Source organism: Streptomyces sp. NPDC002076 (assembly GCF_053593835.1).
In genome coordinates, this window is the sequence record NZ_JBSFDI010000017.1 from 115,230 (window position 1) to 142,082 (window position 26,853).

Annotated in this window: 23 protein-coding genes; 2 read left to right on the forward strand and 21 right to left on the reverse strand. The window is 70.8% G+C overall.

Features of this window, described 5'->3' with window-relative positions:
* Positions 1–120: 120 nt before the first annotated feature.
* From pyrF to pyrR, 8 genes are all read right to left on the reverse strand, one after another.
* Positions 121–966: an orotidine-5'-phosphate decarboxylase gene (gene pyrF, locus ACWCQS_RS31230; RefSeq protein ID WP_451007558.1), complete on the reverse strand. Its 846-nt coding sequence runs from the start codon at positions 964–966 to the stop codon at positions 121–123.
* Positions 963–2,069, reverse strand: coding sequence for a quinone-dependent dihydroorotate dehydrogenase (locus ACWCQS_RS31235; RefSeq protein ID WP_451007559.1), 1,107 nt, complete (start codon positions 2,067–2,069; stop codon positions 963–965). The genes pyrF and ACWCQS_RS31235 overlap by 4 nt, the downstream gene beginning before the upstream one ends.
* Before the next feature lie 76 nt (positions 2,070–2,145).
* Positions 2,146–5,454, reverse strand: coding sequence for a carbamoyl-phosphate synthase large subunit (gene carB, locus ACWCQS_RS31240; RefSeq protein WP_451007560.1), 3,309 nt, complete (start codon positions 5,452–5,454; stop codon positions 2,146–2,148).
* On the reverse strand, positions 5,447–6,589 hold the full coding sequence (carA, locus tag ACWCQS_RS31245) for a glutamine-hydrolyzing carbamoyl-phosphate synthase small subunit (RefSeq protein ID WP_451007561.1): 1,143 nt from the start codon (positions 6,587–6,589) through the stop codon (positions 5,447–5,449). The genes carB and carA overlap by 8 nt, the downstream gene beginning before the upstream one ends.
* Entirely contained in the window at positions 6,586–7,146 is a 561-nt protein-coding gene (locus ACWCQS_RS31250) for a PH-like domain-containing protein (protein WP_388626144.1), read from the reverse strand. The genes carA and ACWCQS_RS31250 overlap by 4 nt, the downstream gene beginning before the upstream one ends.
* A complete protein-coding gene (locus tag ACWCQS_RS31255) occupies positions 7,143–8,429 on the reverse strand; it encodes a dihydroorotase (RefSeq protein WP_388626145.1) in 1,287 nt (428 codons plus the stop codon). The genes ACWCQS_RS31250 and ACWCQS_RS31255 overlap by 4 nt, the downstream gene beginning before the upstream one ends.
* Positions 8,430–8,435: 6 nt before the next feature.
* Entirely contained in the window at positions 8,436–9,416 is a 981-nt protein-coding gene (locus ACWCQS_RS31260; RefSeq protein ID WP_388626147.1) for an aspartate carbamoyltransferase catalytic subunit, read from the reverse strand.
* 90 nt (positions 9,417–9,506) lie between these two features.
* Positions 9,507–10,085, reverse strand: coding sequence for a bifunctional pyr operon transcriptional regulator/uracil phosphoribosyltransferase PyrR (gene pyrR / locus ACWCQS_RS31265; RefSeq protein ID WP_451007562.1), 579 nt, complete (start codon positions 10,083–10,085; stop codon positions 9,507–9,509).
* Between the two features lie 253 nt (positions 10,086–10,338).
* Between pyrR and bldD the strand changes: the two genes are divergently transcribed.
* A complete protein-coding gene (gene bldD / locus ACWCQS_RS31270; RefSeq protein ID WP_086170636.1) occupies positions 10,339–10,842 on the forward strand; it encodes a transcriptional regulator BldD in 504 nt (167 codons plus the stop codon).
* A 157-nt stretch (positions 10,843–10,999) separates the two neighbouring features.
* On the opposite strand, the gene nusB is transcribed toward bldD, so the two are convergent.
* The 13 genes from nusB to ACWCQS_RS31335 form a co-directional block, all read right to left on the reverse strand.
* Positions 11,000–11,434: a transcription antitermination factor NusB gene (gene nusB / locus ACWCQS_RS31275; protein ID WP_055704943.1), complete on the reverse strand. Its 435-nt coding sequence runs from the start codon at positions 11,432–11,434 to the stop codon at positions 11,000–11,002.
* A gap of 2 nt (positions 11,435–11,436) precedes the next feature.
* Positions 11,437–12,003, reverse strand: a complete 567-nt coding sequence (gene efp, locus ACWCQS_RS31280) for an elongation factor P (protein WP_208901946.1) — start codon at positions 12,001–12,003, stop codon at positions 11,437–11,439.
* 44 nt (positions 12,004–12,047) lie between these two features.
* Positions 12,048–13,172 carry an aminopeptidase P family protein gene (locus ACWCQS_RS31285; RefSeq protein ID WP_451007563.1) on the reverse strand — a complete coding sequence of 375 codons (1,125 nt, stop codon included), beginning with the start codon at positions 13,170–13,172 and terminating at the stop codon, positions 12,048–12,050.
* A 94-nt stretch (positions 13,173–13,266) separates the two neighbouring features.
* Positions 13,267–14,208 (reverse strand): Pro-rich N-terminal domain-containing protein, encoded by a 942-nt coding sequence (locus ACWCQS_RS31290; protein WP_451007564.1) that lies wholly within the window; start codon positions 14,206–14,208, stop codon positions 13,267–13,269.
* Positions 14,209–14,382: 174 nt separating this feature from the next.
* Positions 14,383–15,474 (reverse strand): 3-dehydroquinate synthase, encoded by a 1,092-nt coding sequence (gene aroB, locus ACWCQS_RS31295; protein WP_451007565.1) that lies wholly within the window; start codon positions 15,472–15,474, stop codon positions 14,383–14,385.
* A complete protein-coding gene (locus tag ACWCQS_RS31300) occupies positions 15,471–15,953 on the reverse strand; it encodes a shikimate kinase (RefSeq protein WP_450983270.1) in 483 nt (160 codons plus the stop codon). Before ACWCQS_RS31300 ends, aroB begins: the two co-directional genes overlap by 4 nt.
* A gap of 32 nt (positions 15,954–15,985) precedes the next feature.
* Complete coding sequence (aroC, locus tag ACWCQS_RS31305) at positions 15,986–17,170, reverse strand: chorismate synthase (protein WP_451007566.1); 1,185 nt, start codon at positions 17,168–17,170, stop codon at positions 15,986–15,988.
* 163 nt (positions 17,171–17,333) lie between these two features.
* A complete protein-coding gene (locus ACWCQS_RS31310) occupies positions 17,334–18,173 on the reverse strand; it encodes a shikimate dehydrogenase (protein WP_451007567.1) in 840 nt (279 codons plus the stop codon).
* Positions 18,154–19,818, reverse strand: coding sequence for an endolytic transglycosylase MltG (gene mltG / locus ACWCQS_RS31315; RefSeq protein ID WP_451007568.1), 1,665 nt, complete (start codon positions 19,816–19,818; stop codon positions 18,154–18,156). Before mltG ends, ACWCQS_RS31310 begins: the two co-directional genes overlap by 20 nt.
* 121 nt (positions 19,819–19,939) lie before the next feature.
* Positions 19,940–20,404 (reverse strand): Holliday junction resolvase RuvX, encoded by a 465-nt coding sequence (gene ruvX / locus ACWCQS_RS31320; RefSeq protein WP_451007569.1) that lies wholly within the window; start codon positions 20,402–20,404, stop codon positions 19,940–19,942.
* A 25-nt stretch (positions 20,405–20,429) separates the two neighbouring features.
* On the reverse strand, positions 20,430–23,102 hold the full coding sequence (alaS, locus tag ACWCQS_RS31325) for an alanine--tRNA ligase (RefSeq protein WP_451007570.1): 2,673 nt from the start codon (positions 23,100–23,102) through the stop codon (positions 20,430–20,432).
* Positions 23,102–23,473, reverse strand: coding sequence for a hypothetical protein (locus ACWCQS_RS31330; RefSeq protein WP_451007571.1), 372 nt, complete (start codon positions 23,471–23,473; stop codon positions 23,102–23,104). The genes alaS and ACWCQS_RS31330 overlap by 1 nt, the downstream gene beginning before the upstream one ends.
* A gap of 16 nt (positions 23,474–23,489) precedes the next feature.
* Positions 23,490–23,924, reverse strand: coding sequence for a DUF948 domain-containing protein (locus tag ACWCQS_RS31335; RefSeq protein ID WP_209438828.1), 435 nt, complete (start codon positions 23,922–23,924; stop codon positions 23,490–23,492).
* A 152-nt stretch (positions 23,925–24,076) separates the two neighbouring features.
* On the opposite strand from ACWCQS_RS31335, the gene ACWCQS_RS31340 reads away from it, so the two are divergent.
* A complete protein-coding gene (locus ACWCQS_RS31340) occupies positions 24,077–26,263 on the forward strand; it encodes an ATP-binding protein (protein ID WP_451007572.1) in 2,187 nt (728 codons plus the stop codon).
* Positions 26,264–26,853 lie beyond the last annotated feature (590 nt).

Below are 26,853 nucleotides of genomic sequence, written 5' to 3' on the forward strand. Positions count from 1 at the left end.
GCGGAAAAGTCCTGGTCAGCCTCCGCCAGGCCGGATATTTCAGACATAATGCCCCCGATTTGAGGATGTATTCACACTCAAATCGCCGCCCAGCCGCTCCACGAAGCCCCCCAGGAGACCTCAGGCACCCGCGACGGCGGCCTGGATCTCCTCCGCGAAGCGCCCGGCGGACCCGCGCAGGGCCCCCACGTCGGGCCCGTGCCGCAGCACGCCCCGGCTGACGTTCGGCACGACGTTACGCACCGCCTGCCCGAACACCGCGGGAAGGTCGGCCGCGGTCGCCCCCTGCGCGCCGACGCCGGGCGCGAGGAGCGGACCGTTGATGGCGAGGTCGTACGACGACAGGTCGCCGACCGTGGCGCCGACCACGGCGCCGAAGGAGCCCAGCGGCTCCTCCCCCGCGTTCTCGGCGGCCAGGTGGGCCAGCATGGTCGCGCCCACGGTGCGGCCGTCGGCGCGGACCGCGTGCTGGACCTCGGGACCCTCCGGGTTGGAGGTCAGCGCCAGCACGAACAGGCCGGCGCCGCTCTCCCGGGCCAGCGCGACGGCCGGGCTGAGCGAGCCGTAGCCGAGGTAGGGCGAGACGGTCAGGGCGTCGGAGAACAGCGGGGCGTCCTTGTGCAGGTAGGCCTCGGCGTACCCGGCCATGGTCGAGCCGATGTCGCCGCGCTTGGCGTCCATCACGACGAGGGTGCCGGCCGCGCGGGCCTCCTGGACGACCTTCTCCAGGACGGCGACGCCACGGGAGCCGAAGCGCTCGAAGAAGGCGCTCTGCGGCTTCATCACGGCGACCCGGTCGGCCACCGCCTCGACGACCGTGCGGCTGAACCGCTCCAGACCGGCCACGTCGTCGTTCAGGCCCCACTCGGCGAGCAGGGAGGCGTGCGGGTCGATGCCCACGCACAGCGGGCCGCGCTCGTCCATGGCGCGGCGCAGCCGGGCGCCGAAGGGCTCGTACGAAGTCATGCGGGCTTCCTCACGTCGGCGCCGACCGCGTCGGCGAGGGTGGCGTACGGGCTGGTGCGCAGGCGGGCGGCGAGGCCCTTGTGGATCGCGCGGGACCAGAAGGGGCCCTCGTAGATGAAGGCGCTGTAGCCCTGCACCAGCGTGGCGCCGGCCAGGATGCGCTGCCAGGCGTCCTCGGCGGTCTCGATGCCGCCCACGCCCACGAGGGTGATCCGGTCGCCCACGCGGGCGTACAGGCGGCGCAGGACCTCCAGGGAGCGCGCCTTGAGCGGGGCGCCGGACAGACCGCCGGTCTCCTTCACCAGCGAGGCTTGGGATTTCAGCCCCAGTCCCTCGCGCGCGATGGTGGTGTTGGTCGCGATGATGCCGTCCAGGCCCAGCTCCACGGCCAGGTCGGCCACGGCGTCGATGTCCTCGTCGGCGAGGTCCGGGGCGATCTTCACCAGCAGCGGGACACGCCGGTTCGCGACCGTGCGGTCGGCGGCCTCGCGGACGGCGGTGAGCAGCGGGCGCAGCGCCTCGGTGGCCTGCAGGTTGCGCAGGCCGGGCGTGTTCGGCGAGGAGACGTTGACGACCAGGTAGTCCGCGTACGGCGCGAGCCGCTCCGCCGACTTCACGTAGTCGCCTACGGCCTCCGCCTCCGGGACGACCTTGGTCTTGCCGATGTTGACACCGACGACCGTCCTGAAGACCGGCTCCCGGGTGGCGAGACGGGCGGCCACGGCGAGCGAGCCGTCATTGTTGAAGCCCATGCGGTTGATCAGCGCGCGGTCCGCGACGAGGCGGAACAGCCGCTTCCTGGGGTTGCCGGGCTGGGGCTCGCCGGTGACGGTGCCGATCTCGACGTGGTCGAAGCCCAGCATGGACATACCGTCGATCGCGACTGCGTTCTTGTCGAAGCCGGCGGCGAGCCCGAAGGGGCCGTGCATGCGCAATCCGAAGGCCTCCGTGCGCAGCTCCTTGTAGCGCGGCGCGAGGGCGGCGGCGACGAAGGTGCGCAGCACCGGGATGCGGACGGCGAGGCGGATCCAGCGGAAGGCCAGGTGGTGGGCCTTCTCGGCGTCCATCCGTTTGAAAACCAGACGGAAGAAAAGCTTGTACATGTCCTGTGTCCTCTTGAAGCTTCAGGGAGCCTCATGAAGAGGGGGACACCGTTTCCGGTGTCCCCCTCAAGGGCTGCTAGTCGCGGGCCGCGGTCAGGTGTTCCGCGTGTTCCTGGAGCGAGCGGACGCCCACGTCACCGTGGTTGAGGGCGTCGATGCCCTGGACCGCCGCGGCGAGCGCCTGGACCGTGGTCAGGCACGGCACGGAGCGGGCCACCGCGGCCGTACGGATGTCGTAGCCGTCGAGGCGGCCGCCGGTGCCGTACGGGGTATTGACGATCAGGTCGACCTCGCCGTCGTGGATCAGCTGGACGATCGTCTTCTCGCCGTTCGGGCCGGTGCCCTCGGACTGCTTGCGCACGACCGTGGCGTTGATGCCATTGCGCTTGAGGACCTCGGCGGTGCCGGAGGTGGCGAGCAGTTCGAAGCCGTGGGCGACCAGTTCGCGCGCCGGGAAGATCATCGAGCGCTTGTCGCGGTTGGCGACCGAGATGAACGCGCGGCCCTTGGTGGGCAGCGGGCCGTAGGCACCCGCCTGCGACTTGGCGTACGCCGTGCCGAAGACGGAGTCGATGCCCATGACCTCGCCGGTGGAGCGCATCTCCGGGCCGAGGACGGTGTCGACGCCGCGGCCGTGGATGTCGCGGAAGCGCGACCACGGCATGACGGCCTCCTTGACCGAGATCGGCGCGTCCAGCGGCAGCTCGCCGCCGTCGCCCGTCTTCGGCAGCAGGCCCTCGGCGCGCAGCTCGGCGATGGTCGCGCCCAGTGAGATCCGGGCGGCGGCCTTCGCGAGCGGCACCGCGGTCGCCTTGGAGGTGAAGGGGACCGTGCGGGAGGCGCGCGGGTTGGCCTCCAGGACGTAGAGGATGTCCCCGGCCATCGCGAACTGGATGTTGATCAGGCCGCGCACGCCGACGCCCTTGGCGATGGCCTCGGTGGAGGCGCGCAGGCGCTTGATGTCGAAGCCGCCGAGGGTGATCGGGGGCAGGGCGCACGCCGAGTCGCCGGAGTGGATGCCGGCCTCCTCGATGTGCTCCATCACGCCGCCGAGGTAGAGCTCCTCGCCGTCGTAGAGGGCGTCGACGTCGATCTCGATCGCGTCGTCCAGGAACCGGTCGACGAGCACCGGCCGGGAGGGGCTGATCTCGGTCGACTCGGCGATGTAGGCGGCGAGGCGGGTCTCGTCGTAGACGATCTCCATGCCGCGCCCGCCGAGCACGTACGACGGCCGGACCAGGACCGGGTAGCCGATCTCGTCGGCGATGGCCTTGGCCTCGCCGAAGGTGGTGGCCGTGCCGTGCTTCGGGGCCGGCAGGCCCGCCTCGGCGAGGACGCGCCCGAAGGCGCCGCGGTCCTCGGCCGCGTGGATGGCCTCGGGCGAGGTGCCGACGATCGGCACGCCGTTGTCCTTCAGGGCCTGCGACAGGCCGAGCGGGGTCTGGCCGCCCAGCTGCACGATCACGCCCGCGACCGGCCCGGCCTGCTGCTCGGCGTGGACGATCTCCAGCACGTCCTCCAGCGTCAGCGGCTCGAAGTACAGCCGGTCGGAGGTGTCGTAGTCGGTGGAGACGGTCTCCGGGTTGCAGTTGACCATCACGGTCTCGTAGCCCGCGTCGCTCAGCGCGAAGGAGGCGTGGACACAGGAGTAGTCGAACTCGATGCCCTGGCCGATGCGGTTGGGGCCGGAGCCGAGGATGATGACGGCCGGCTTCTCGCGGGTCGCGACCTCGTTCTCCTCGTCGTAGGAGGAGTAGAAGTACGGCGTCTTCGCGGCGAACTCGGCGGCGCAGGTGTCGACCGTCTTGTAGACCGGGCGGATGCCGAGCGCGTGCCGGACCTCGCGGACGACGTCCTCGCGCAGGCCGCGGATCTCACCGATCTGGTGGTCGGAGAAGCCGTGCCGCTTCGCCTCCGCGAGCAGCTCGGCGGTCAGCTCGGACGCTTCGGCCAGCTCGTCCGCGATCTCCTTGATCAGGAAGAGCTGGTCCACGAACCACGGGTCGATCTTGGTGTACTCGAAGATCTCCTCGGGCGTGGCGCCCGCGCGGATGGCCTGCATGACGGTGTTGATCCGGCCGTCGGTGGGCCGTACGGCCTCGTGCAGCAGCGCTTCCTTGTCCCCGGGCAGGCCGGTGAACGTGAACTGGCTGCCCTTCTTCTCCAGCGAGCGCAGCGCCTTCTGGAAGGCCTCGGGGAAGTTGCGTCCGATGGCCATGGCCTCGCCGACCGACTTCATGGTGGTGGTCAGCGTGGAGTCGGCCTGCGGGAACTTCTCGAAGGCGAAACGCGGGGCCTTGACGACCACGTAGTCGAGCGTGGGCTCGAAGGAGGCCGGGGTCTCCCGCGTGATGTCGTTCGGGATCTCGTCCAGGGTGTAGCCGACGGCCAGCTTGGCGGCGATCTTGGCGATCGGGAAGCCGGTCGCCTTGGAGGCGAGCGCCGAGGAACGCGACACGCGCGGGTTCATCTCGATGACGATCACACGACCGTCCTCGGGGTTCACCGCGAACTGGATGTTGCAGCCGCCGGTGTCGACGCCGACCTCGCGGATGACGGCGATGCCGATGTCGCGCAGGATCTGGTACTCGCGGTCGGTCAGCGTCATCGCGGGCGCGACGGTGATCGAGTCACCGGTGTGCACGCCCATGGGGTCGAAGTTCTCGATGGAGCAGACGACCACGACGTTGTCGTGCTTGTCGCGCATCAGCTCCAGCTCATACTCCTTCCAGCCGAGGATGGACTCCTCCAGGAGCACCTCGGTGGTCGGGGAGAGCGTGAGGCCCTGGCCCGCGATACGGCGCAGCTCCTCCTCGTCGTGCGCGAAGCCGGAGCCGGCGCCGCCCATGGTGAAGGACGGGCGGACGACGACCGGGTAGCCGCCGAGCGTCTCGACGCCCTCGAGGACGTCGTCCATGGAGTGGCAGATCACCGAGCGGGCGGACTCGCCGTGCCCGATCTTGGCGTTGACGGCGTCCACGACGGCCTTGAACTGGTCGCGGTCCTCGCCCTTGTGGATCGCCTCGGGCTTGGCGCCGATCAGCTCCACGCCGTACTTGGCCAGGACACCGTTCTCGTGCAGCGAGATGGCGGTGTTCAGGGCCGTCTGGCCGCCCAGGGTGGGCAGCAGGGCGTCGGGGCGCTCCTTGGCGATGATCTTCTCGACGAACTCCGGGGTGATCGGCTCGACGTAGGTGGCGTCGGCGATCTCCGGGTCGGTCATGATCGTCGCCGGGTTGGAGTTGACGAGGACGACGCGCAGGCCCTCGGCCTTGAGCACGCGGCACGCCTGCGTGCCGGAGTAGTCGAACTCGGCGGCCTGGCCGATGACGATCGGGCCGGAGCCGATGACCAGGACGGACTGGATATCGGTGCGCTTAGGCACGCTGGCCCTCCATCAGGGAGACGAAGCGGTCGAACAGGTAGGCGGCGTCGTGCGGCCCCGCTGCCGCTTCGGGGTGGTACTGGACGGAGAAGGCCGGCTGGTCGAGCAGCTGCAGCCCCTCCACGACGTCGTCGTTCAGGCAGACGTGCGAGACCTCGGCGCGGCCGAACTTCGTCTCGCTGACCTTGTCGAGCGGCGCGTCCACGGCGAAGCCGTGGTTGTGCGCGGTGACCTCGACCTTGCCGGTCGTACGGTCCTGGACCGGCTGGTTGATGCCCCGGTGGCCGTACTTCAGCTTGTAGGTGCCGAAGCCGAGGGCGCGGCCGAGGATCTGGTTGCCGAAACAGATGCCGAACAGGGGCGTCTTCCGCTCCAGGACGGCGCTCATCAGCGCGACCGGGCCGTCGGCGGTCGCCGGGTCGCCGGGGCCGTTGGAGAAGAACACACCGTCCGGGTTGACGGCGTAGACCTCGTCGGCCGTGGCGGTCGCGGGCAGGACGTGCACCTCGATGCCGCGCTCGGCCATCCGGTGCGGAGTCATGCCCTTGATGCCGAGGTCGATGGCGGCGACGGTGAACCTCTTCTCGCCGATCGCCGGGACGACGTACGCCTCCCGGGTCGCGACCTCCTCGTAGAGGCTCGCGCCCTTCATGTGCGGCTGGGCCAGCACGCGCGCGAGGAGCTCGGACTCGGCGGTGATCGCCTCGCCGGAGAAGATGCCGGCGCGCATCGAGCCGCGCTCGCGCAGATGGCGGGTCAGCGCGCGGGTGTCGATGCCGGAGATCCCGACCACGCCCTGCCGCTCCAGCTCGTCGTCCAGGGAGCGCTTGGCGCGCCAGTTGGACGGCACGCGCGCGGGGTCGCGCACGACATAGCCGGAGACCCAGATGCGGCTCGACTCGTCGTCCTCGTCGTTCCAGCCCGTGTTGCCGATCTGCGGCGCGGTCGCGACGACGATCTGCCGGTCGTACGACGGGTCGGTCAGGGTCTCCTGGTAGCCGGTCATACCGGTGGAGAACACGGCCTCGCCGAAGGTCTCCCCCACGGCCCCGTAGGCACGGCCGCGGAAGATGCGGCCGTCCTCCAGGACGAGTACGGCGGGAACCCTGGCGGCTCCCCTTGTGGAGGTCGTCATCGTGCGCCTTCCGTGTTGTCGATCAGGTGGTTCAGGGTGTCGACCCATTCGGTGTGCTCGGCCGCGTGGTCCGAGCGGAAGCCGGAGTCGATCAGCTTGTCGCCGAGCTCCCAGGTCACCACCAGCAGGCCGCCCTCGGTGAGGACCTTGCCGGCGATGCCCTTGTCGAGCCGGGCCCCGCGCAGCGCGGCGGTGGGGATGAAGAAGTCGCTCGCTCCGGGACGCTCGACCTCCAGCCCTTGGTCGGTCAGGGTGAGCTCGGCCCGGCTCCGGGTGCCCAGGCCGTGGGCCACGATCCGGTCCAGCCACTGTCCTGCCGTGGTGGAGCCGTGGTAGCGACCGCTCAGTTCAAGTCTGGCCGGGCCGGTCTCCTCCGGCGCGCTGGGCGGCGCGGGCAGGTCGCTCTGCAGGGTGCCGCGCCACTTCCAGCCCTCGCGCATCAGCCAGTAGACGAGCGCGATGAAGAGCAGGAGTCCGACGAGCCAGCCGATGCGGGCCGGCCAGTCGGTGACCTCGGCCGACCTCTTGGCCTCGGCCAGCAGGATTACAGGTGTCACGTGAGCTTCCCGTCGACGAGCGTGGCCTTGCCCCGCAGCCACGTGTGCGTCACACGGCCCGGCAGCTCACGCCCCTCGTAGGGGGTGTTGCGGCTGCGCGAGGCGAAGCCCGCGGGGTCCACCTGGCCACGGTATTCCGTGTCGACGAGGGTGAGGTTGGCGGGCTCACCAGCCGAGACGGGACGGCCGTGTCCGGTGGCCTGTCCGATCTGCGCGGGCTTGACGGACATCCGGTCGGCGACGCCGGCCCAGTCCAGCAGGCCCGTGTCGACCATGGTCTCCTGGACCACTGACAACGCGGTCTCCAGGCCCACCATCCCCATGGCGGCCGCGGCCCACTCGCAGTCCTTGTCCTCGTGCGGGTGGGGGGCGTGGTCGGTGGCGACGATGTCGATCGTGCCGTCCGCCAGGGCCTCTCGCAGCGCGTGCACGTCCCGCTCGGTGCGCAGCGGCGGGTTGACCTTGTAGACCGGGTTGTACGTCCGCACCAGCTCGTCGGTGAGGAGCAGGTGGTGCGGGGTGACCTCGGCGGTGACCTGGATGCCGCGGGACTTGGCCCAGCGGACGATCTCGACGCTGCCGGCGGTCGACAGGTGGCAGATGTGGACGCGGGAGCCGACGTGCTCGGCGAGCAGCACGTCCCGCGCGATGATCGACTCCTCGGCGACGGCCGGCCAGCCGCCCAGGCCCAGCTCGGCGGAGACGACGCCCTCGTTCATCTGGGCGCCCTCGGTCAGCCGCGGTTCCTGCGCGTGCTGGGCGACGACACCGCCGAAGGCCTTCACGTACTCCAGCGCGCGGCGCATGATCACGGCGTCGTCCACGCACTTGCCGTCGTCGGAGAAGACGGTGACCCCGGCGGCCGACTCGTGCATGGCGCCCAGCTCGGCGAGCTTCCTGCCCTCCAGGCCCACGGTGACGGCACCGATGGGCTGCACGTCGCAGTAGCCGTGCTCCCGGCCCAGCCGCCAGACCTGCTCGACGACACCGGCGGTGTCGGCGACGGGGAAGGTGTTGGCCATGGCGAAGACCGTCGTATAGCCGCCGGATGCGGCAGCGCGGGTGCCGGTGAGGACCGTCTCGGAGTCCTCGCGGCCCGGCTCGCGCAGGTGGGTGTGCAGGTCGACCAGGCCCGGCAGCAGCACCTTGCCGGCCGCCTCGACCACCTCCGCGCCCTCGGCGCTGAGACCGGTGCCCACCTCGGCGATCGTCTCGCCGTCGATCAGCACGTCCTGCGGCTCGCCGCCGAGCACCTTCGCACCACGGATCAGGATCTTGCTCATGGGGTCTTACTTCTCCTCGTTGGTGCGGGCGTGGGTGACGGCAGGCTCGTTTCCGCCGAGCAGCAGGTACAGCACGGCCATCCGGATGGACACGCCGTTGGCGACCTGCTCGATGGCGGTGCAGCGGTCCGAGTCGGCGACCTCGGCGGTGATCTCCATGCCGCGCACCATCGGTCCGGGGTGCATCACGACGGCGTGCTCGGGCAGCCTGGCCATGCGGTCGCCGTCGAGGCCGTAGCGGCGGGAGTACTCGCGCTCGGTCGGGAAGAAGGCGGCGTTCATCCGCTCGCGCTGGACGCGGAGCATCATCACCGCGTCGCACTTGGGCAGCGTGCTGTCGAGGTCGTACGACACCTCGCACGGCCACGTCTCGACGCCGACCGGCACCAGGGTGGGCGGGGCGACCAGGGTGACCTCGGCGCCGAGGGTGTGCAGCAGGTCCACGTTGGAGCGGGCGACCCGGCTGTGCAGGACGTCGCCGACGATGGTGATCCGCTTGCCGGACAGGTCCTGGCCGAGGCCTGTGTCCCGGCCGATCAGCCGGCGGCGCATGGTGAAGGCGTCCAGCAGGGCCTGGGTGGGGTGCTGGTGGGTTCCGTCGCCGGCGTTGATGACCGCGGCGTCGATCCAGCCGGAGTTGGCCAGGCGGTACGGGGCTCCGGAGGCGCCGTGCCGGATGACGACGGCGTCGACGCCCATGGCCTCCAGGGTCTGGGCGGTGTCCTTCAGGGACTCGCCCTTGGAGACGCTCGACCCCTTGGCGGAGAAGTTGATGACGTCGGCGGACAGGCGCTTCTCGGCGGCCTCGAAGGAGATCCGGGTCCGCGTGGAGTCCTCGAAGAAGAGGTTGACGATCGTGCGGCCGCGCAGGGTCGGCAGCTTCTTGATCGGCCGGTCGGCGACCCGGGCCATCTCCTCGGCGGTGTCGAGGATCAGGACGGCGTCGTCGCGGGTGAGGTCGGCGGCCGAGATGAGATGACGCTGCATCTGTCAGGCTCCGTAAGGCAGTTCAATCGGGAGAATTCAGGCAATCCGCTGCGTAGGTGGGCACGCCGAAGCGGCCCTGCGCCGGATCTGCTACTGGCCGGTCTTCACACCGAGCAGCACGGTGTCGCGACCGTCCTCCTCGGCGAGCTGGACCTTGACCGTCTCCCGCAGCGACGTGGGGAGGTTCTTGCCGACGTAGTCGGCACGGATGGGCAGTTCGCGGTGGCCGCGGTCGACCAGGACCGCGAGCTGGACCGCGCGGGGGCGCCCGATGTCGTTCAGGGCGTCGAGGGCGGCGCGGATGGTACGGCCGGAGAAGAGCACGTCGTCGACGAGGACGACCAGCTTGCCGTCGATGCCGTCACCGGGGATCTCGGTGCGGGCCAGCGCACGCGGCGGGTGCATGCGCAGGTCGTCGCGGTACATGGTGATGTCGAGCGAGCCGACCGGCATCTTGCGGTCGGTGATCTGCTCCAGTTTGACGGCGAGCCGCTGGGCGAGGAAGACGCCCCTGGTCGGAATGCCGAGAAGCACCACGTCGTCGGCGCCCTTGGCGCGCTCGACGATCTCGTGGGCGATACGGGTCAGCACCCGTGCGATGTCGGGGCCCTCGAGAACGGGCCGCGCATCGGACGCGTGCGGGGTGGCGTGCGAGTCCTGCTTGTCCATACGGAAAGGACCTCCTTCTCCGCCTCACGGGACGGACCTTAAAGGACGTCTGATTTGCGCCAACCACCCTAGCAGGTCATCGGACGGCCCCCGATCACCCCCCTGGCGTAATCGGCCGGCGCTACCACGGAAGAGTCGGTGTGGACCATTCGGCTTGACGCAGCAGAGTCACGCTGCGTAACCTCACAGTGAGTTACCAGCCGCGCGGCGGGAACCCAGTCCGGCCGCGTCGACACAGTGTCCGGGGAGCTATATGTCCAGCGAATACGCCAAACAGCTCGGGGCCAAGCTCCGGGCCATCCGCACCCAGCAGGGCCTTTCCCTCCACGGTGTCGAGGAGAAGTCCCAGGGTCGCTGGAAGGCCGTGGTGGTGGGGTCGTACGAGCGTGGCGACCGTGCGGTGACCGTACAGCGGCTCGCCGAGCTGGCCGATTTCTATGGCGTTCCGGTGCAGGAACTGCTGCCGGGCACCACGCCGGGCGGCGCCGCCGAGCCGCCGCCGAAGCTGGTCCTGGACCTGGAGCGGCTGGCCACCGTGCCGGCCGAGAAGGCGGGCCCCCTGCAGCGCTACGCGGCCACCATCCAGTCCCAGCGCGGTGACTACAACGGCAAGGTGCTCTCCATCCGCCAGGACGACCTGCGCACACTCGCCGTCATCTACGACCAGTCCCCCTCGGTCCTCACCGAGCAGCTGATCAGCTGGGGTGTCCTGGACGCGGACGCGCGCCGCGCGGTGGCCACGCACGAGGAGAGCTGAGCCGCTCGACAACTGAGCAGAAACGTGCCGCCGGGGTGGCCGGAACTTTGCGGTTCCGGGCCGCCCCGGCGTCCTTTTCCGCGCGCTGAGGAAACGCCGGAGGGCCCGCAGCACAGGCATGCTGCGGGCCCTCCGGCGATTGTCGTACCGGGCGGCCTCAGGCCTCGTCCCTGCGCAGGGACGGCTTGAGTTCCTTCAGCCGGCCGAGCAGGCCGTTGACGAACGACGGCGACTCGTCGGTGGAGAACTCCTTCGCCAGCTGCACCATCTCGTCCAGGACGACGGCGTCCGGGGTCTCGTCGACCCAGATCAGCTCGTACGCGCCCAGCCGCAGGATGTTGCGGTCCACGACCGGCATCCGGTCGAGCGTCCAGCCGACCGCGTACTGGGCGATCAGCTCGTCGATCCGCCGCGCGTGCTCGGCGTAGCCCTCGACCAGCTGCATCGTGTACTCGCTGACCGGCGGCTGCCGGGTGTCGGACCGGGACAGCCGGATCCAGTCCGCGAGGACCGTCAGGACGTCGGCGCCGCGCTGGTCGCCCTCGAAGAGGATCTGGAAGGCGCGCTTGCGGGCCGTGTTGCGGGCAGCCACGGTTAGCTGTTCACCCGGCCGAGGTAGTCGCTCGTACGGGTGTCGACCTTGATCTTCTCACCGGTGGTGATGAAGAGCGGGACCTGGATCTGGTGGCCGGTCTCCAGGGTGGCGGGCTTGGTGCCACCGGTGGAGCGGTCGCCCTGGACACCCGGCTCGGTCTCGGCGATGGTCAGCTCGACCGCGGCGGGCAGCTCGACGAAGAGAACCTCGCCCTCGTGCTGCGCGACGGTGGCGGTGAAGCCCTCGATCAGGAAGTTCGCGGCGTCGCCGACGGCCTTCCGGTCGATGTGCAGCTGGTCGTAGGTCTCCATGTCCATGAAGACGAAGTACTCGCCGTCCATGTACGAGAACTGCATGTCGCGCTTGTCGACAGTGGCGGTCTCGACCTTGACGCCGGCGTTGAAGGTCTTGTCGACCACCTTGCCGGACAGCACGTTCTTCAGCTTGGTGCGCACGAAGGCCGGGCCCTTGCCGGGCTTGACGTGCTGGAACTCGACGACGGACCAGAGCTGGCCGCCTTCGAGCTTGAGCACCATGCCGTTCTTGAGGTCGTTCGTGGAAGCCACGGTTGCGGAATCTCCTGGACTGACGTACGACCCCGGGTCACGCGCTACAGCGCGAGCAGCTCCTTGGTCGTGATGGTGAGTAGCTCGGGTCCGCCGTCCGCCTCGGGGCGTACGACGAGCGTGTCATCGATCCGGACACCGCCCCGGCCCGGGAGGTGGACCCCAGGCTCGACGGTGACCGGCACGCAAGCGTCCAGTTTACCCATGGCGGCGGGAGCCAACTGCGGGTCCTCGTCGATTTCGAGTCCGACGCCGTGTCCGGTCAGCGGTGGCAGTGCCTCCGCATAGCCGGCGGAGTCCAGTACCTGGCGGGCCGCCCGGTCCACATCGCCATAGGCGGCGCCGGGTGCCAGGGACTCGCGTCCGGCGCGCTGGGCGGCGAAGACGAGGTCGTACAGCTCGATCTGCCACTCGGCGGGCGAGGTGCCGATCACGAAGGTACGGCCGATCTCGCAGCGGTAGCCGCGGTAGGTCGCGCCCAGGCACACGGTGAGGAAGTCGCCCTCCTCCACCCGCCGGTCGGTGGGGCGGTGCCCACGGCGGCCGGAGTTCGGTCCGGTGGCGACCGAGGTGGGAAAGGCCGGGCCGTCGGCGCCGTGGTCGACCAGACGGCGCTCCAGCTCCAGGGCGAGGTGCCGTTCGGTGCGGCCGACCAGGATGGACTCCAGCAGTTCACCGAGGGCCTGGTCGGCGATCTCGGCGCCGATGCGCAGGCACGAGATCTCCTCCTCGTCCTTGACCACCCTGAGCTGCTCGACGGCTCCGCCGAGGTCGCCGAGGCGGAGCGTGGGGGCGACCGAGGCGATCGCTCTGTGCCGGGTGACCGTGAGGTGGTGTTCCTCGACGGCCAGGGAGTCGGCGTCCTGTGCCGCGGCCAGGTCCGCCGCCACGACCGCGGCGTGGCCGCCGGTGCCGACGCCGACGCCGTTCGGCGGGACGACATGCAGGCGCAGGCTCTCGTCGGGGCGACCTTCGGAGGGCCGGTCGTCGGGCTGGCCGATGCATACGAGAAGGTCCTCGCGTTTGCCGAGCAGCAGCGCGGAGCCCTGCGGGGCTGCGGCGGCGAGGTAGCGCACGTTGGCGGGGCGGGTGACGAGCGCTGCCGCGGTGCCGGCCGCGGTGAAGTGGTCTCTCAGCCGGGATCGGCGGGTCGCGTACACCTCTGACATGAGATGAGCGTAGGAGTTTTATGGCCGTTGTGCCGATTTGTGGGGGCCGAGTGGGGTGCGGAGCAGGTGGGGGGTGGGACCACTTGCCCCTTGTTCACCAGCTGGGTGGGCTTGCTATTGCCCTCGCCAGGACCTCGTCCAGGACCCTCGCCGTGCCCGGGATGTCCAGTTGGGAGTTGTCGATGATCGGCAGGCCCGAGCCGTACCAGCCGGCCATGCGGCCGTGGATGCGGGCCACCTCCTCGTCGGTGAGGCGGCGATTGCCGGTGCGTTCGGCGTTGCGCTCCAGGACGACGTCCAGGCCGGGAAGGAGAACGACGGGCAGCAGGCCCGGGCCGACGTGGCGCTTCCAGCCGCCGAGGCCTACGACCGGGCGGTCCGGGAAGACCGCGTCGTCCAGGATGCAGGAGATGCCGTTGGCGAGGAAGTTGCGGGCGGCGAAGCCGCAGGTGCGGCGGGCCAGGCGGTACTGGGCCTCGGAGTTGTCGTTCCAGCCGGCCTGGGGGTCGGCGAAGCCGGAGCGCACCCATTCGCGGACGTCGTCCAGGCTGATGTGCGCCGTGGACACGCGGCGGTGGTCCGCCCAGTACTTGGCGACGCTGGTCTTGCCCGCGCCGGCCGGGCCGATCAGCAGCACGGCCAGCGTGGTCGTCGCCGGGTCGGGGGCCCCGGCGGGGGCAGGGGCCGTAGGCACGCCGACGGGGCCGCCGGGTGGTAGCGGGACGTGGCCGGTGGTATCGGGGGCAGGCGGGGCAGCGGGCTGTGCGGCCGGGGGCTGGGGCGCGGGGGGCTGCGGGGGGTGAGGCTGAGGCGCGACAGGCTGCGGGGGCGGGGGCTGGGGCGCCGGGGGTTGCGGGGGTGTCGGCGGGACTGCGCCGGTCGGGGCCGGGAAGCCCGGCGGTGGGGGGACGGGGGCGGGCCCCTGGGAGGGTCCCGGGTGCGGGCCCGGGTGGTGTGCGGCCGACGCCCAGCCGGCGTGCGGCACCTGCCCCGGCTGATGGGGCGGCGGCAGCGGAGATCCCACTGCGTGCTGCATCCGTTGCCACTCCGTCTCGTACAGGCAGTTCGTGCCGGCGGCGGGGGTGAACCCGCTGCCTACCGAACGGTACCGTCCCCCGCCGTCGATTGGTGAAACGGCCGGGGGCGGCCCGAAGTGCCCGTTCCGCAAAGGAAGTCGAGGTCGGAACCGGGCGGACGGAGCGAAGGGGTCCTACTGACCGACCTCTCCGTACGCGGCGAGGAGGACAGCCGGGTCCGGTCCCTCCAGGACGGTCGGCTTGGCCAGGCCGTCGAGAACGATGAAGCGCAGCAGGTCGCCACGGGACTTCTTGTCGATCTTCATCGTCTCCAGCAGCTTGGGCCACTGGTCGTAGCGGTAGTGCAGCGGAAGGCCGACCGCCTCCAGGACCGTGCGGTGGCGGTCCGCCGTCGCGTCGTCCAACCGGCCCGCCAGACGGCCGAGTTCGGCGGCGAAGTGCATGCCGACCGCGACCGCCGCGCCGTGCCGCCACTTGTAGCGCTCGTTCTTCTCGATGGCGTGGCCGAGCGTGTGGCCGTAGTTGAGGATCTCGCGCAGGCCCGACTCCTTCAGGTCCGACGAGACGACCTCCGCCTTCACCCGGATCGAGCGCTCGATCAGCTCGGCGGTGTGCGGGCCCTCGGGGGTCCGGGCGGCCACGGGGTCGGACTCGATCAGGTCCAGGATCACCGGGTCGGCGATGAAGCCGGCCTTGATGACCTCGGCGAGCCCGGAGACGTAGTCGTTGACCGGGAGCGAGTCCAGTGCGGCCAGGTCGCACAGGACGCCGGCCGGCGGGTGGAAGGCGCCGACGAGGTTCTTGCCCTCGGCGGTGTTGATGCCGGTCTTGCCGCCGACCGCCGCGTCCACCATGGCGAGCACGGTGGTCGGGATGGCGATCCAGCGCACCCCGCGCAGCCAGGTCGCGGCGACGAAGCCGGCGAGGTCCGTGGTCGCGCCGCCGCCCACGCCTACGACGACGTCGGAGCGGGTGAAGCCCGACTGGCCGAGCGCCTTCCAGCAGTAGGCCGCGACCTCGGCGGTCTTGGCCTCCTCCGCGTTCGGCACCTGGATGGCGACCGCCTCGTAGCCCTGCCCGGCCAGGTCGGCGCGGAGCGCGTCACCGGTCTCGGCCAGCGCCTCGGGGTGGATCACCGCGACCCGCTTGGCCTTCGGACCGATCAACCCGCCCAGCTCACCGAGCAGTTGGCGCCCGACCAGCACCTCGTAGGGGTCGGTGCCCGCGGTGCCGGCGACCTGGATCCGGGTGACTGACTCGCTCATGCTTCCTTCAACTCCAGTGCGTCCAGCGCTGCTTGGGTGACCTCTTCGGGGCTGCGGCCGTCCGTCGCCACGACGGCGGTGGCGACCTCCTCGTACAGGTGCCGCCGGGCCTCCATCAGCTCGCGCCACTGCTTGCGCGGGTTGACCGCGAGCAGCGGCCGGGCCACGTTCAGGCCGGTGCGCTTGACGGCCTCCTCCACGTCCATGGAGAGGTAGACCACCCGGTGCCCGGCTAGCAGCGCGCGCGTGTCGGCGTCCAGGACGGCCCCGCCGCCGAGCGCGAGGACGCCCTCGTGCTCGGCGAGCGCGGTGTGCACGGCCCGCTTCTCGATGGCGCGGAAGGCGGGCTCGCCCTCGTCGACGAAGATCTCGGCGATGGTGCGGCCCTCGTGGGCGACGATGTCCTCGTCGGTGTCCCGGTACCCGAGCCCGAGGCGCTCGGCGAGCAGCCGGCCGACGGTGGACTTGCCGACGCCCATTGGGCCGACCAGTACGACGGCGGGCACGGCGCTCACCGGATCCGCAGGTTGTCGAGGTACGACCGCACGTTGCGCCGGGTCTCGGTCACGGAGTCGCCGCCGAACTTCTCGGCGACCGCGTCCGCCAGGACGAGCGCGACCATCGCCTCGGCGACGATGCCCGCGGCGGGCACGGCGGAGACGTCGGAGCGCTGGTGGTGGGCCTGGGCGGCCTCGCCGGTCGTGACGTCCACGGTCTGCAGGGCGCGCGGCACGGTCGCGATCGGCTTCATCGCGGCCCGCACCCGCAGCAGCTCGCCGGTGCTCAGGCCGCCCTCGGTGCCGCCGGCGCGGCCAGAGACGCGCTTGATGCCCTCGGGCGTGCTGACGATCTCGTCGTGCGCCTTGGAGCCGGGCACCCGGGCCAGCTCGAAGCCGTCGCCGAGCTCAACGCCCTTGATCGCCTGGATGCCCATCAGGGCACCGGCGAGCCGGGCGTCCAGCTTGCGGTCCCAGTGCACGTGCGAACCGAGACCGACCGGAACGCCGTACGCCAGCACCTCGACCACACCGCCGAGCGTGTCGCCGTCCTTGTGGGCCTGGTCGACCTCCGCGACCATCGCCTTCGAGGCGTCCGCGTCCAGGCAGCGCAGCGGGTCGGCGTCCAGCTTCTCGACGTCGGCCGGCGTGGGGTACACACCCTGCGGAGCCTTCACGGAGCACAGCTCGACGACGTGCGAGACGATCTCGATGCCCGTGGTCTCCTTCAGGTACGACCGCGCCACCGCGCCCAGCGCCACCCGGGCGGCCGTCTCGCGGGCGGAGGCGCGCTCCAGGATCGGGCGGGCCTCGTCGAAGCCGTACTTCTGCATACCGGCGAGGTCGGCATGACCGGGACGGGGGCGGGTCAGCGGCGCGTTGCGGGCCAGACCCGCGAGGATCTCCGGGTCGACCGGGTCGGCCGCCATGACCTGCTCCCACTTGGGCCACTCGGTGTTGCCCACCATGATCGCGACCGGGGAGCCCAGCGTCAGACCGTGCCGGACACCGCCCAGGAAGGTGACCTCGTCACGCTCGAACTTCATCCGCGCACCGCGGCCATAGCCGAGCCGCCGCCGCGCCAGGTGGTCCGCCACCATCTCCGTGGTGATCGGCACGCCGGCGGGAAGCCCCTCCAGCGTCGCGACAAGTGCGGGACCGTGGGACTCCCCCGCGGTCAGCCAACGCAGCCTGCTCAACGGTGCTCCTCAGTGTTCGCGCCCGGTACTGCCCGGCGTACACGCGTCCTCGCGTACGGCGACGGCGCGACCGGGTGCGCGACCCCGGCCCGCCACCTCCGATCCTCCCACGTCCGGGGCCGGAATCCGGACGCCGGTCCACAAGGCGGACGTAGCGAAGCGATCAGCGGCCGGCGAGTGCCTTCTCACCGGCGCGGCGCATGGCCTCCAGGGGCGCCGGGGAGCGGCCGGTCATCCGCTCGACCTGCAGCACGGCCTGGTGGACCAGCAGGTCGAGGCCGCTGACCACGGCGCCTCCGAACATGGACCAGCGGGCCGCCAGCGCGGTGGGCCAGGGGTCGTAGAGCACGTCGAAGAGAGTGGCGGGGCGCTCGGGTACGGCGGCGGCGAGGGCGTCGGTGGTGCCGGCGGGCGTGGTGGCGATCACCAGCGGGGCGCGCAGCGCCCGCTCGGCGTCGGCCCAGTCCGCCGTACGCACCTCCACGTCGAGCCGTTCGCCCCACTGGCGCATCTCTGCGGCACGGGCCTCGCTGCGGACGTAGGCGACGACCTCGCCCGTGCAGATCCGGGCGAGGGCGGCGAGGGCGGAGGAGGCGGTGGCGCCGGCGCCGAGGATCGCGGCGGAGTCGACCTGCTCGATGCCGTGCTCGCGCAGGGCGGCCACCATGCCCGGGATGTCCGTGTTGTCACCGAGGCGACGGCCGTCCTCGGCAAAGACGACCGTGTTGACCGCGTCGACGGAGGCGGCCGTCTCGCTGATCTCGTCCACCAGCGGGATGACCGCCCGCTTCAGCGGCATGGTCAGCGACAGCCCCGCCCACTCCGGCCCGAGCTTCTCGAAGAAGCCGGGCAGACCGGCCTCGTCCACCTCGAAGCGGTCGTACGACCAGTCGGTGAGCCCGAGTTCGTCGTACGCGGCGCGGTGCAGTACCGGGGAGAGCGAGTGGGCGATGGGCTTACCGAGCACGGCGGCGCGGCGAGCGTCAGTTGCCCGAGTTGGCATTGAACTTGTCCTTGAGGCGCTGGAATTCGGCGAGGGTCTTGGCGAATTCGGTGTTGTTCACTCCGTCCGTCGCCACGAAATAGATCCAGCCGTCGTGAGTCGGATCCAGTGCCGCGTTCAGCGCGTCCTCGCCGGGGTTGCCGATCGGGCCGGGCGGGAGTCCCTTGTGGGTGTAGGTGTTGTACGGGCTGTGGTTGCCGTTGATCTCCTTGAGAGAGATGTGGATGTGGCTGGTGCCCTTGATGTAGTTGTAGGTCGAGTCGAACTGCAGGTACTGGTTCGTCTCGGTGTTGGTGGGCTTGAGGCGGTTGTAGACCACCTCCGCCATCTTGCGGAAGTCGTCCTGCGTCTTACCCTCGGCCTGCACCAGGCTCGCGACCGTGACCAGCTCGAACGCGTTGTTCAGGCCCAGCGCCCGGGCCTTCGCGGTGAGACCGTGGGCGTCGTACCTGGACTTGGCCTGCGCGACCATCTCCTTGAGGATGCTGTCCGGCTTCATGCCCTTGGCGGCCGGATAGGTACCCGGGAAGAGGAAGCCTTCCAGCGGGTCGTTGATCTCGCCGGCGTACTGCGTGTTCTGTGCCCAGCTCGGCAGGCCGAAGCTCTTGTATTCCTTCCGGGCGACGCTTTGGGTGGTTCCGTCGGCGAGTTGGAGTTTCTTGTCGATGGTCGCGTAGACGCCCGCGTTGCGCTCGCCCGGGGTCACGATGACATTGTTCTGACTCTTCGGGTCCAGCATCATCTTCACGGCGCTGGCTGCGGACATCTCCTTCTTCAGGAGATACGCGCCGGCCTGGATGGTGCCACCGCCCGGGACGGTGCTCTGCGCATGCACGAACGCCTCGGCGCTCTTGACGACCCCGGCCTGCTTCAGGCGGTTGCCGATGTCCCAGCCGCCCGCACCCTTGGGAATCTCGACCACCACGGTCTGGCCGATGCCGTCGCCCGTGTAGTCGGGCGCCGGGGCGAAACGATTTTGGTAGAACTGGTAGCCGTAGTAACCCGCCGTGGCGACGCCGCCGCCGAGGACCAGGACGACGACCATGCAGGCACAGCCGTTGCGTCGCTTCTGACCCTTCTTGCCGGGTTTCTTCCCCTTGCCGCGCCGGTCGCCGCGGCTCTGGAGCTCGTGCTCCTCGTCGTCGTCATCGCCGCCGCCCGTGAAGAAGGGGTGCTCCTCCTCGGGCGTGTCCTCGGGATCGGGTTCCGCTTCGGGGCGCCTGCGGCCGGGCGGCTGCGGTGGCGGGTACGCGTCCTCGGTGCCGTAGAAATCGGGCTGCTGCCCGCCGTAGGCATGGGGCTGCCGGCCGTAGGGGTCGCCCGGGTCGGTGGGGTACGGCATCTGGCCCTGGCCGCCGGCCGCGTCCCAGCCGCCCTGGTGCTGGTACTGCTGCGGGGTTTGGCCGACGTACTGCTGATGGCCCTGTTCGTCGTAGTACGGGTACTGCTCATGGCCATACCCCTGCTGGGGCTGCTGGCTCCAGTCGCCGTACTGCGGCTGCTGCGGGTAGTACTGCTGCGGCTGGCCGCCGTAGGCAGGCTGCTGGCCGCTGTGGGCCTGCTGCCCTTCCCATCCGCCGTCCCCGTACAACGGGTCCTGCGGATGCCACGGTTCGGGGCCTGGGCCCCGGCCATACTCAGTCATCGATCCCCTAGAGCCGCGGCTGACCGGTCACGCGGCCGGTGGGCCCGCTTCCGTTCCGCCTCTTGCTGTGTGCCGACTGTTCGAACACCGGCACATCGCGCGGAACGTTACCGTATCGCGATCAGATGACCACTTCGACGCCCTCGCCGGGTGCTTTACCTGACATTCGTTCGGATTCGAGGGCCTGCTGCAGGATGATGACCGCGGCCGCCTGGTCGATGACCGCGCGGCCCTTCTTCGATGTGACGCCCGAGGCACGCAGTCCCTGACTGGCGGTCACGGTCGTCATCCGCTCGTCCACCAGCCGGACCGGCACCGGCTTGATGCCCTTGGCCAGCTCCTGGGCGAAGGTGCGGACCTTGACTGCGGCCGGGCCCTCGCCCCCCTTGAGGGAGCGAGGGAGTCCGACGACGACCTCGATCGGCTCGTACTCCTCCACCAGTTGACGCAACCGGCGGTGGGCGGCGGGGATGTCCCGGCCGGGGACCGTCTCCACCGGGGTGGCGAGGATCCCGTCGGGGTCGCACGAGGCGACCCCGATCCGGGCGTCCCCGACGTCGATCGCAAGTCGACGTCCTCTGCGCATTTCCGACCGTTTCCTTACTTCGCCGTCACTTGGCGGTGTCGGCGACAAGCCGCTCGACGGCGTCGACGGCCTCACCGACGGCGGCCGGGTTCTGACCGCCGCCCTGGGCGACGTCCGGCTTGCCGCCACCGCCGCCGCCGAGGGTCTTGGCGGCGGCGCGGACCAGGTCACCGGCCTTGAGACCACGCTCGCGGGCGGCCTCGTTGGTGGCGATGACCGTCAGCGGCTTGCCGTTGTTCACCGTGAACAGGGCGACCACGGCGGCACGTCCGCCCTGGATCCGGCCGCGCACGTCGAGGACCAGCTTGCGCAGGTCGTCCGGCGTGGTGCCGTCCGGGACCTGGCCGGTGACGACGGCCACCCCGCGCACGTCCTTGGCGGACTCGGCGAGACCGGCGGCGGCCTGCAGCACCTTCTCGGCGCGGAACTTCTCGATCTCCTTCTCGGCGTCCTTCAGCTTGCCGAGCATCGAGGAGACCTTCTCGGGCAGCTCCTCCGGGCGGCCCTTGAGCAGTTCCGTCAGCTGGTTGACGACCGTGTGCTCGCGGGCGAGGAAGGTGTAGGCGTCCACACCGACCAGGGCCTCGATACGACGGACACCCGAGCCGATGGAGGACTCGCCGAGCAGCTTCACCAGACCCAGCTGAGCGGTGTTGTGCACGTGCGTGCCGCCGCACAGCTCCTTGGAGAAGTCGCCGATGGTCACGACGCGGACCCGCTCGCCGTACTTCTCGCCGAACTCGGCGATGGCACCCTGCTTCTTGGCCTCGTCGATGCCCATGATCTCGGCGTGCACGTCGAGGTCCCGGGCGAGCACCTCGTTGATCTTCTGCTCGACGTCGGTCATCACGGCCGTCGGCACGGCGGACGGGGAGCCGAAGTCGAAGCGGAAGCGGCCGGGCTGGTTCTCGGAACCGGCCTGGGCGGCCGTCGGGCCCAGGGCGTCGCGCAGGGCCTGGTGGGTCAGGTGGGTGGCCGAGTGGGCGCGGGCGATGGCCTTGCGGCGGCGGTTGTCGATGGAGGCGTGGGCCTTGGCGCCCACGGTGACCTCGCCGACCTGGACGACGCCCTTGTGGACGTACACGCCCGGGACCGGCTTCTGGCAGTCGCGGACCTCGATGACGGCACCGGAGTCCACCCTGATGCGGCCGGTGTCGCCGATCTGGCCGCCGCCCTCGGCGTAGAACGGGGTGCGGTCGAGGACGATCTCGACCTCGTCGCCCTCGGTGGCGGCCGGGGAGGAGACGCCGTCGACCAGGATGCCGACGATCGTGGTCTCGCCCTCGGTGTCGGTGTAGCCGATGAAGTCGGTCTCGCCGGCGGTGTCGGCGATCTCGCGGTAGGCGCCCATGTCGGCGTGGCCGGTCTTCTTGGCCTGGGCGTCGGCCTTGGCGCGCTCCCGCTGCTCCTTCATCAGGCGGCGGAAGCCCTCCTCGTCCACGGAGAGGCCCTGTTCGGCGGCCATCTCCAGGGTGAGGTCGATCGGGAAGCCCCAGGTGTCGTGGAGCAGGAAGGCCTTGTCGCCGGAGAGGACCTTACCGCCGGCCTGCTTGGTCTCGGTGACGGCGGTGTCGAGGATGTTCGTGCCGGCCTTCAGCGTCTTGAGGAAGGCGTTCTCCTCGGCGATGGCGACCTTCTCGATGCGCTCGCGGTCGGTGACCAGCTCCGGGTACTGCTGACCCATCATCTGGATCACGGTGTCCAGCAGGTCCTTGACGACCGGACCGGTGGCGCCCAGCAGCCGCATGTTGCGGATGGCCCGGCGCATGATGCGGCGCAGGACGTAGCCGCGGCCCTCGTTGCCGGGGGTGACGCCGTCGCCGATGAGCATGGTGGCGGTGCGCATGTGGTCGGTGACGACGCGGAGGGAGACGTCCGAGTCGTGGGCGTCGCCGTAGCGGACGCCGGTCAGCTCGGTGGCCTTGTTGATGACGGCCATGGAGGTGTCGATCTCGTACATGTTCTGCACGCCCTGCAGAATCATGGCGAGCCGCTCCAGGCCGAGGCCCGTGTCGATGTTCTTGCTCGGCAGTTCCCCGAGGATCTCGAAGTTGTCCTTGCCGGTGCCCTCGCCGCGCTCGTACTGCATGAAGACGAGGTTCCAGATCTCCACGTACCGCTCGTCGTTGACGGCGGGGCCGCCCTCGGCGCCGAACTCGGGGCCGCGGTCGTAGTTGATCTCGGAGCAGGGGCCGCAGGGGCCGGGGACGCCCATGGACCAGTAGTTGTCCTTCATGCCGAGGCGCTGGATGCGCTCCTTGGGCACACCGACGACCTCGTGCCAGATGCGCTCGGCCTCGTCGTCGTCCTTGTAGACGGTGATCCACAGGCGCTCGGGGTCGAGGCCGTAACCGCCCTTGTCCTGGGGTGTGGTGAGCAGCTCCCAGGCGTACTTGATGGCGCCTTCCTTGAAGTAGTCGCCGAAGGAGAAGTTCCCGCACATCTGGAAGAAGGTGCCGTGGCGCGTGGTCTTGCCGACCTCTTCGATGTCGGGCGTGCGCACGCACTTCTGCACGCTGGTGGCGCGCGGGAACGGCGGCTTGACCTCACCCAGGAAGTAGGGCTTGAAGGGCACCATGCCGGCGGGGACGAGGAGCAGAGTCGGGTCGTCCGCGATGAGCGACGCCGAAGGGACGACGGTGTGCCCGCGCTCCTCGAAGAAGCTCAGCCAGCGGCGGCGAATCTCGGCCGACTCCATCAGTGGTCCTCATTCCGGTTGTACGAGTACATCGGGGCTTCGATGTACTTCGGTGTGCTGCGGTTTTCGCTGTGGTCGTTGCTGCGGTCGTTCTCGATGGCGGTGTAGCGCCGGGGGGCGGGGAGTTCGGGGTTCTCGTGGATCCCGAGCGCCTCCTCCAGTTCGGCCTCCCGCTGGGCCATGTTGTCGCGGACGTCGAGCGCGAAGACGACCGCGCGGTCCTTCAGGCGCTGACCGGTCTCCAGGGCCTTGTTCGCCGCGGTCGCGGCGAGGCTCTCCGGGGTCAGCTGCTTGAGCTTGCGGTTGACCTTGGTGGTCGCCCACACACCGGCGGCGACACCGGTCGTGAACCAGAACGTACGGCGGAACATCGCTCGGTCTCAGTCCTTACTTCCGCTTGCGTCGTGCGGCAGGGACCGTGCGGCCCACGATCACGGTACGCCGGGGCGCCTTCGCGGGCACGTCCTCCTTGCGGCCGCCGAGCGCGCGGCGGACGCCGTAGCCGAACGCCGCGACCTTGACCAGCGGGCCGCCGAAGGTGGAGGCGACCGTGGTCGACAGCGCGGAGGCGTTCGACGTGACCTCCTGGACGTCGGAGGCGATCGCGTCGACGCGGTCGATCTGGGTCTGCGCGGAGCGCACCGCCTGGGAGGCGTCGGCGAGCAGCGGGACGGCCTGGTCGGTCACGTCCGCCACCAGCTTGGTGGTCGCCTTGAGCGTCTGGGCCAGCCTCGCGAGAGCCACCGCGAGGAAGGAGACCAGGATCGCCCAGAAGACGGCCACCAGGATCCCGGCCACCTCTCCACCGGACACTGTGCGCACCCGCTCCCTGAAACGTGCCTCACCATCGAAAAAGTCGTGTCCGAGCCTATCGCGCCATGCCCTGGGCTCCGTACCGGATTACCGGGCGGCAGGGACGGAGTTGCGGGAAGCGATTGTACGCATTGAACACACTTCAGTACGCTCCGTGTCCCATGCGAGGTCCTCAGCGCCCAGATCCGTTCTCCGCCGGCGATCCGCCTCTGGAACTGACCACGTTCGTCGGGCGCCGGGCCGAGCTCGCCGGGTTGTCGGACCTGCTCGGCGGGGCGCGGCTGGTGACCGTGACCGGGGTCGGCGGCGTCGGCAAGTCGCGGCTGGCCGCGCGGCTCGCCGCCGGATGGACCGACGGGTCCGGGCGGGTGGAGCTGGCGCCGGTGCGCGATGCGCAGTTCGTGGAGTACGCGGTGGCGGAGGCGCTGGGGCTGACCGACCACACCGCCCGGCCGCCCCGGGAGGCGCTGCTGGAGCATCTCGCCGGCCGTCCGGTCCTGCTGGTGCTGGACGGTTTCGAGCATCTGCTGGACGCCTGCGCCGAGTTGACGGCGGAGCTGCTGCGGAAGCTGCCTCGGCTGCGGGTGCTGGCGGTGGGCCGGCGTCCGCTGGGGCTGGCGGGCGAGCGGCTGTTCCCGCTGGCGCCGCTCGCCGAGGACGAGGCGGTGGAGCTGTTCACCGACCGGGCCCGGGCACAGGGCCTGGAGGTGCCCGACGGCCCCGAGGTGCGCGAGCTGTGCCGGCGGCTGGAGGGGATCCCGCTGGCGCTGGAGCTGGCGGCCGGGCGGCTGCGGGCGCTGTCGCCGGCGCAGTTGCTGCAGCGGCTGGACGACCGGTTCCGGCTGCTGGCCACGAGCGGCTGGGAGGGCGCCCCGCGCCCGGTCCCCGGCGGTCCTCCGTCCCGCCACCGGACGCTGCGCACGGCGATCGGCTGGAGCCATGAGCTGTGCACGCCCGCCGAGCGGCTGTTGTGGGCGCGTCTTTCGGTGTTCGCGCAGACCTTCGACCTGGAGGCGGCGGAGTACGTGTGCAGCGGGGACGGGCTGCCCGCCGAGGACGTCCTGGACGTGCTGTCGGAGCTGGTGACCCAGTCGGTCGTGACCCGCGAGGAGACCCCGGCCGGCCCCCGCTACCGGATGCTGGACACGGTCCGGGCCTACGGCGCCGAGTGGCTGGAGGGGATCGGGGACGCGGGCCGGCTGCGCAGACGGCACCGGGACTGGTACCTGGGCCTGGCCACCTGGTGCGAGCTGGACTGGTTCTCGCCCCGGCAGGGCGAGGTCGCCGCGCGGGTGGAGGCGGAGCTGCCCAATCTGCGGGCGGCGCTGGAGTTCTGCCTGACCGAGCCGGAGGAGGCCCATCTCGGCCAGTACCTCGCGGGGTCGCTGTGGTTCTGCTGGGTCGGCTGCGGGCGGCTCGCGGAGGGCCGCCGCTGGCTGGCGCGCAGTGTGGAGCTGGAGTCGGAGTACGAGCAGTCGCGGCTGAAGGCGCTGTGGGTGCTCGGCTATGTGGCGATCCTCCAGGGCGACACCGTGCCGGCGCTTGCGGCGCTGCGGGAGTGCCGGGAGCGGGCCGAGCGGGTCGCGGATCCGGCGGCGGTGGCGTACGCCGAGCACCGCACCGGCTGTCTTGCCCTGGTCACCGATGACCTGGGCCGTGCAGAAACGCTGCTGCGGTCGGCGCTGGACCGCTATCAGGAGATCGGCGAACTCAACAGCAATGTGCTGATGGGCCAGGTGGAGCTGGCGATGGCACGGGCCTTCCAGGGGGATCTGCCGGACGCGGTACGGCTGTGCGAGGACGTGCGCCGGGTGTGCGAGGACCACGGGGAGCGCTGGGCCCGCTCCTACGCGCTGTACGTGCTGGCGTACGCGGCCTGGATGGAGGGCGCCCCGGACAGGGCGCGTGCACTGCTCACGGAGTGCCTGGCCAATGCGCACGCCTTCCACGACCTGCTCGGTTCGGTGCTGTCGATGGAACTGCTGGCACTGGTGACGGCGGCCCAGGGCGAACCGGCCGAGGCGGCGCTGCTCCAGGGGGCGGCCGGCCGGATGTGGCCGTCTGTGGGGCTGCCGCTGTTCGGCTCGGCGTACTACAACGCGCCGCACGATCAGTGCGAGGCGATCGCACGGCAGGCACTGGGGGACGCACGCTACGAGGAGTGCGCGGGGGAAGGGGCCCGACTGGACCGCGCGACAGCGGTGGACCGGGCGTTGGGCCGGAGCCCGGTACGGCCACTGGACGCGCTGCCGACTCCCCGGGGACCGATGCCGCAGGGCGGTGGAGGCGCCCGCCCTGAAACCACTGAGCACGCCACCGACCCGGCACGGGGCTCACGCGCCACGTAGGGGTGGTGGGCGGTCGAGGCGGTGGGCGGTCGAGGCGGTGGGCCGCAGGGGCGGCGGACCACAGGGCAGCAGACCGCAGCGGCCGCGGACCGCAGCGGCGGTGGACCGCAGAGGCAGCGAGCGCAAAGCCAGCAGATCGTAGTGGCGGCAAACCGCAGAGGCGGCGGACCGCAGGGCTAGCCGAGCACAGGGGCGGCGGGCCGTAGCGGCGGCGGGCCGCAACGGCAGCAGATCGTTGCAGCGGCGGACCGCAGGGCCAGCGGAGCACAGGGGCGGCGGACCGCAGGGGCAGCAGACGGCAGCGGCGGTGGACCGCAGGGGCAGCGGACCGCAGAGACGGCCGACCGCAGCGCCAGCAGACCGCAGAGACGGCCGACCGCAGCGCCAGCAGACCGCAAAGGCGGCGGGCCGCAGGGCCAGAAGACCGCAAAGGCGGCGGGCCGCAGGCGCGATGGGTCGCATCGCCGTGCGCTTCGCCGTGGGGTGCGGCCAGGCTGCCCCGCCTGTGCTGTCCGAACGAGCGGAAGCACGAACCCGCCGCCTCGCCCGCCCGGCGGGGCCGGGTGGGGAGACGGCGGGCTGAGGTGTTA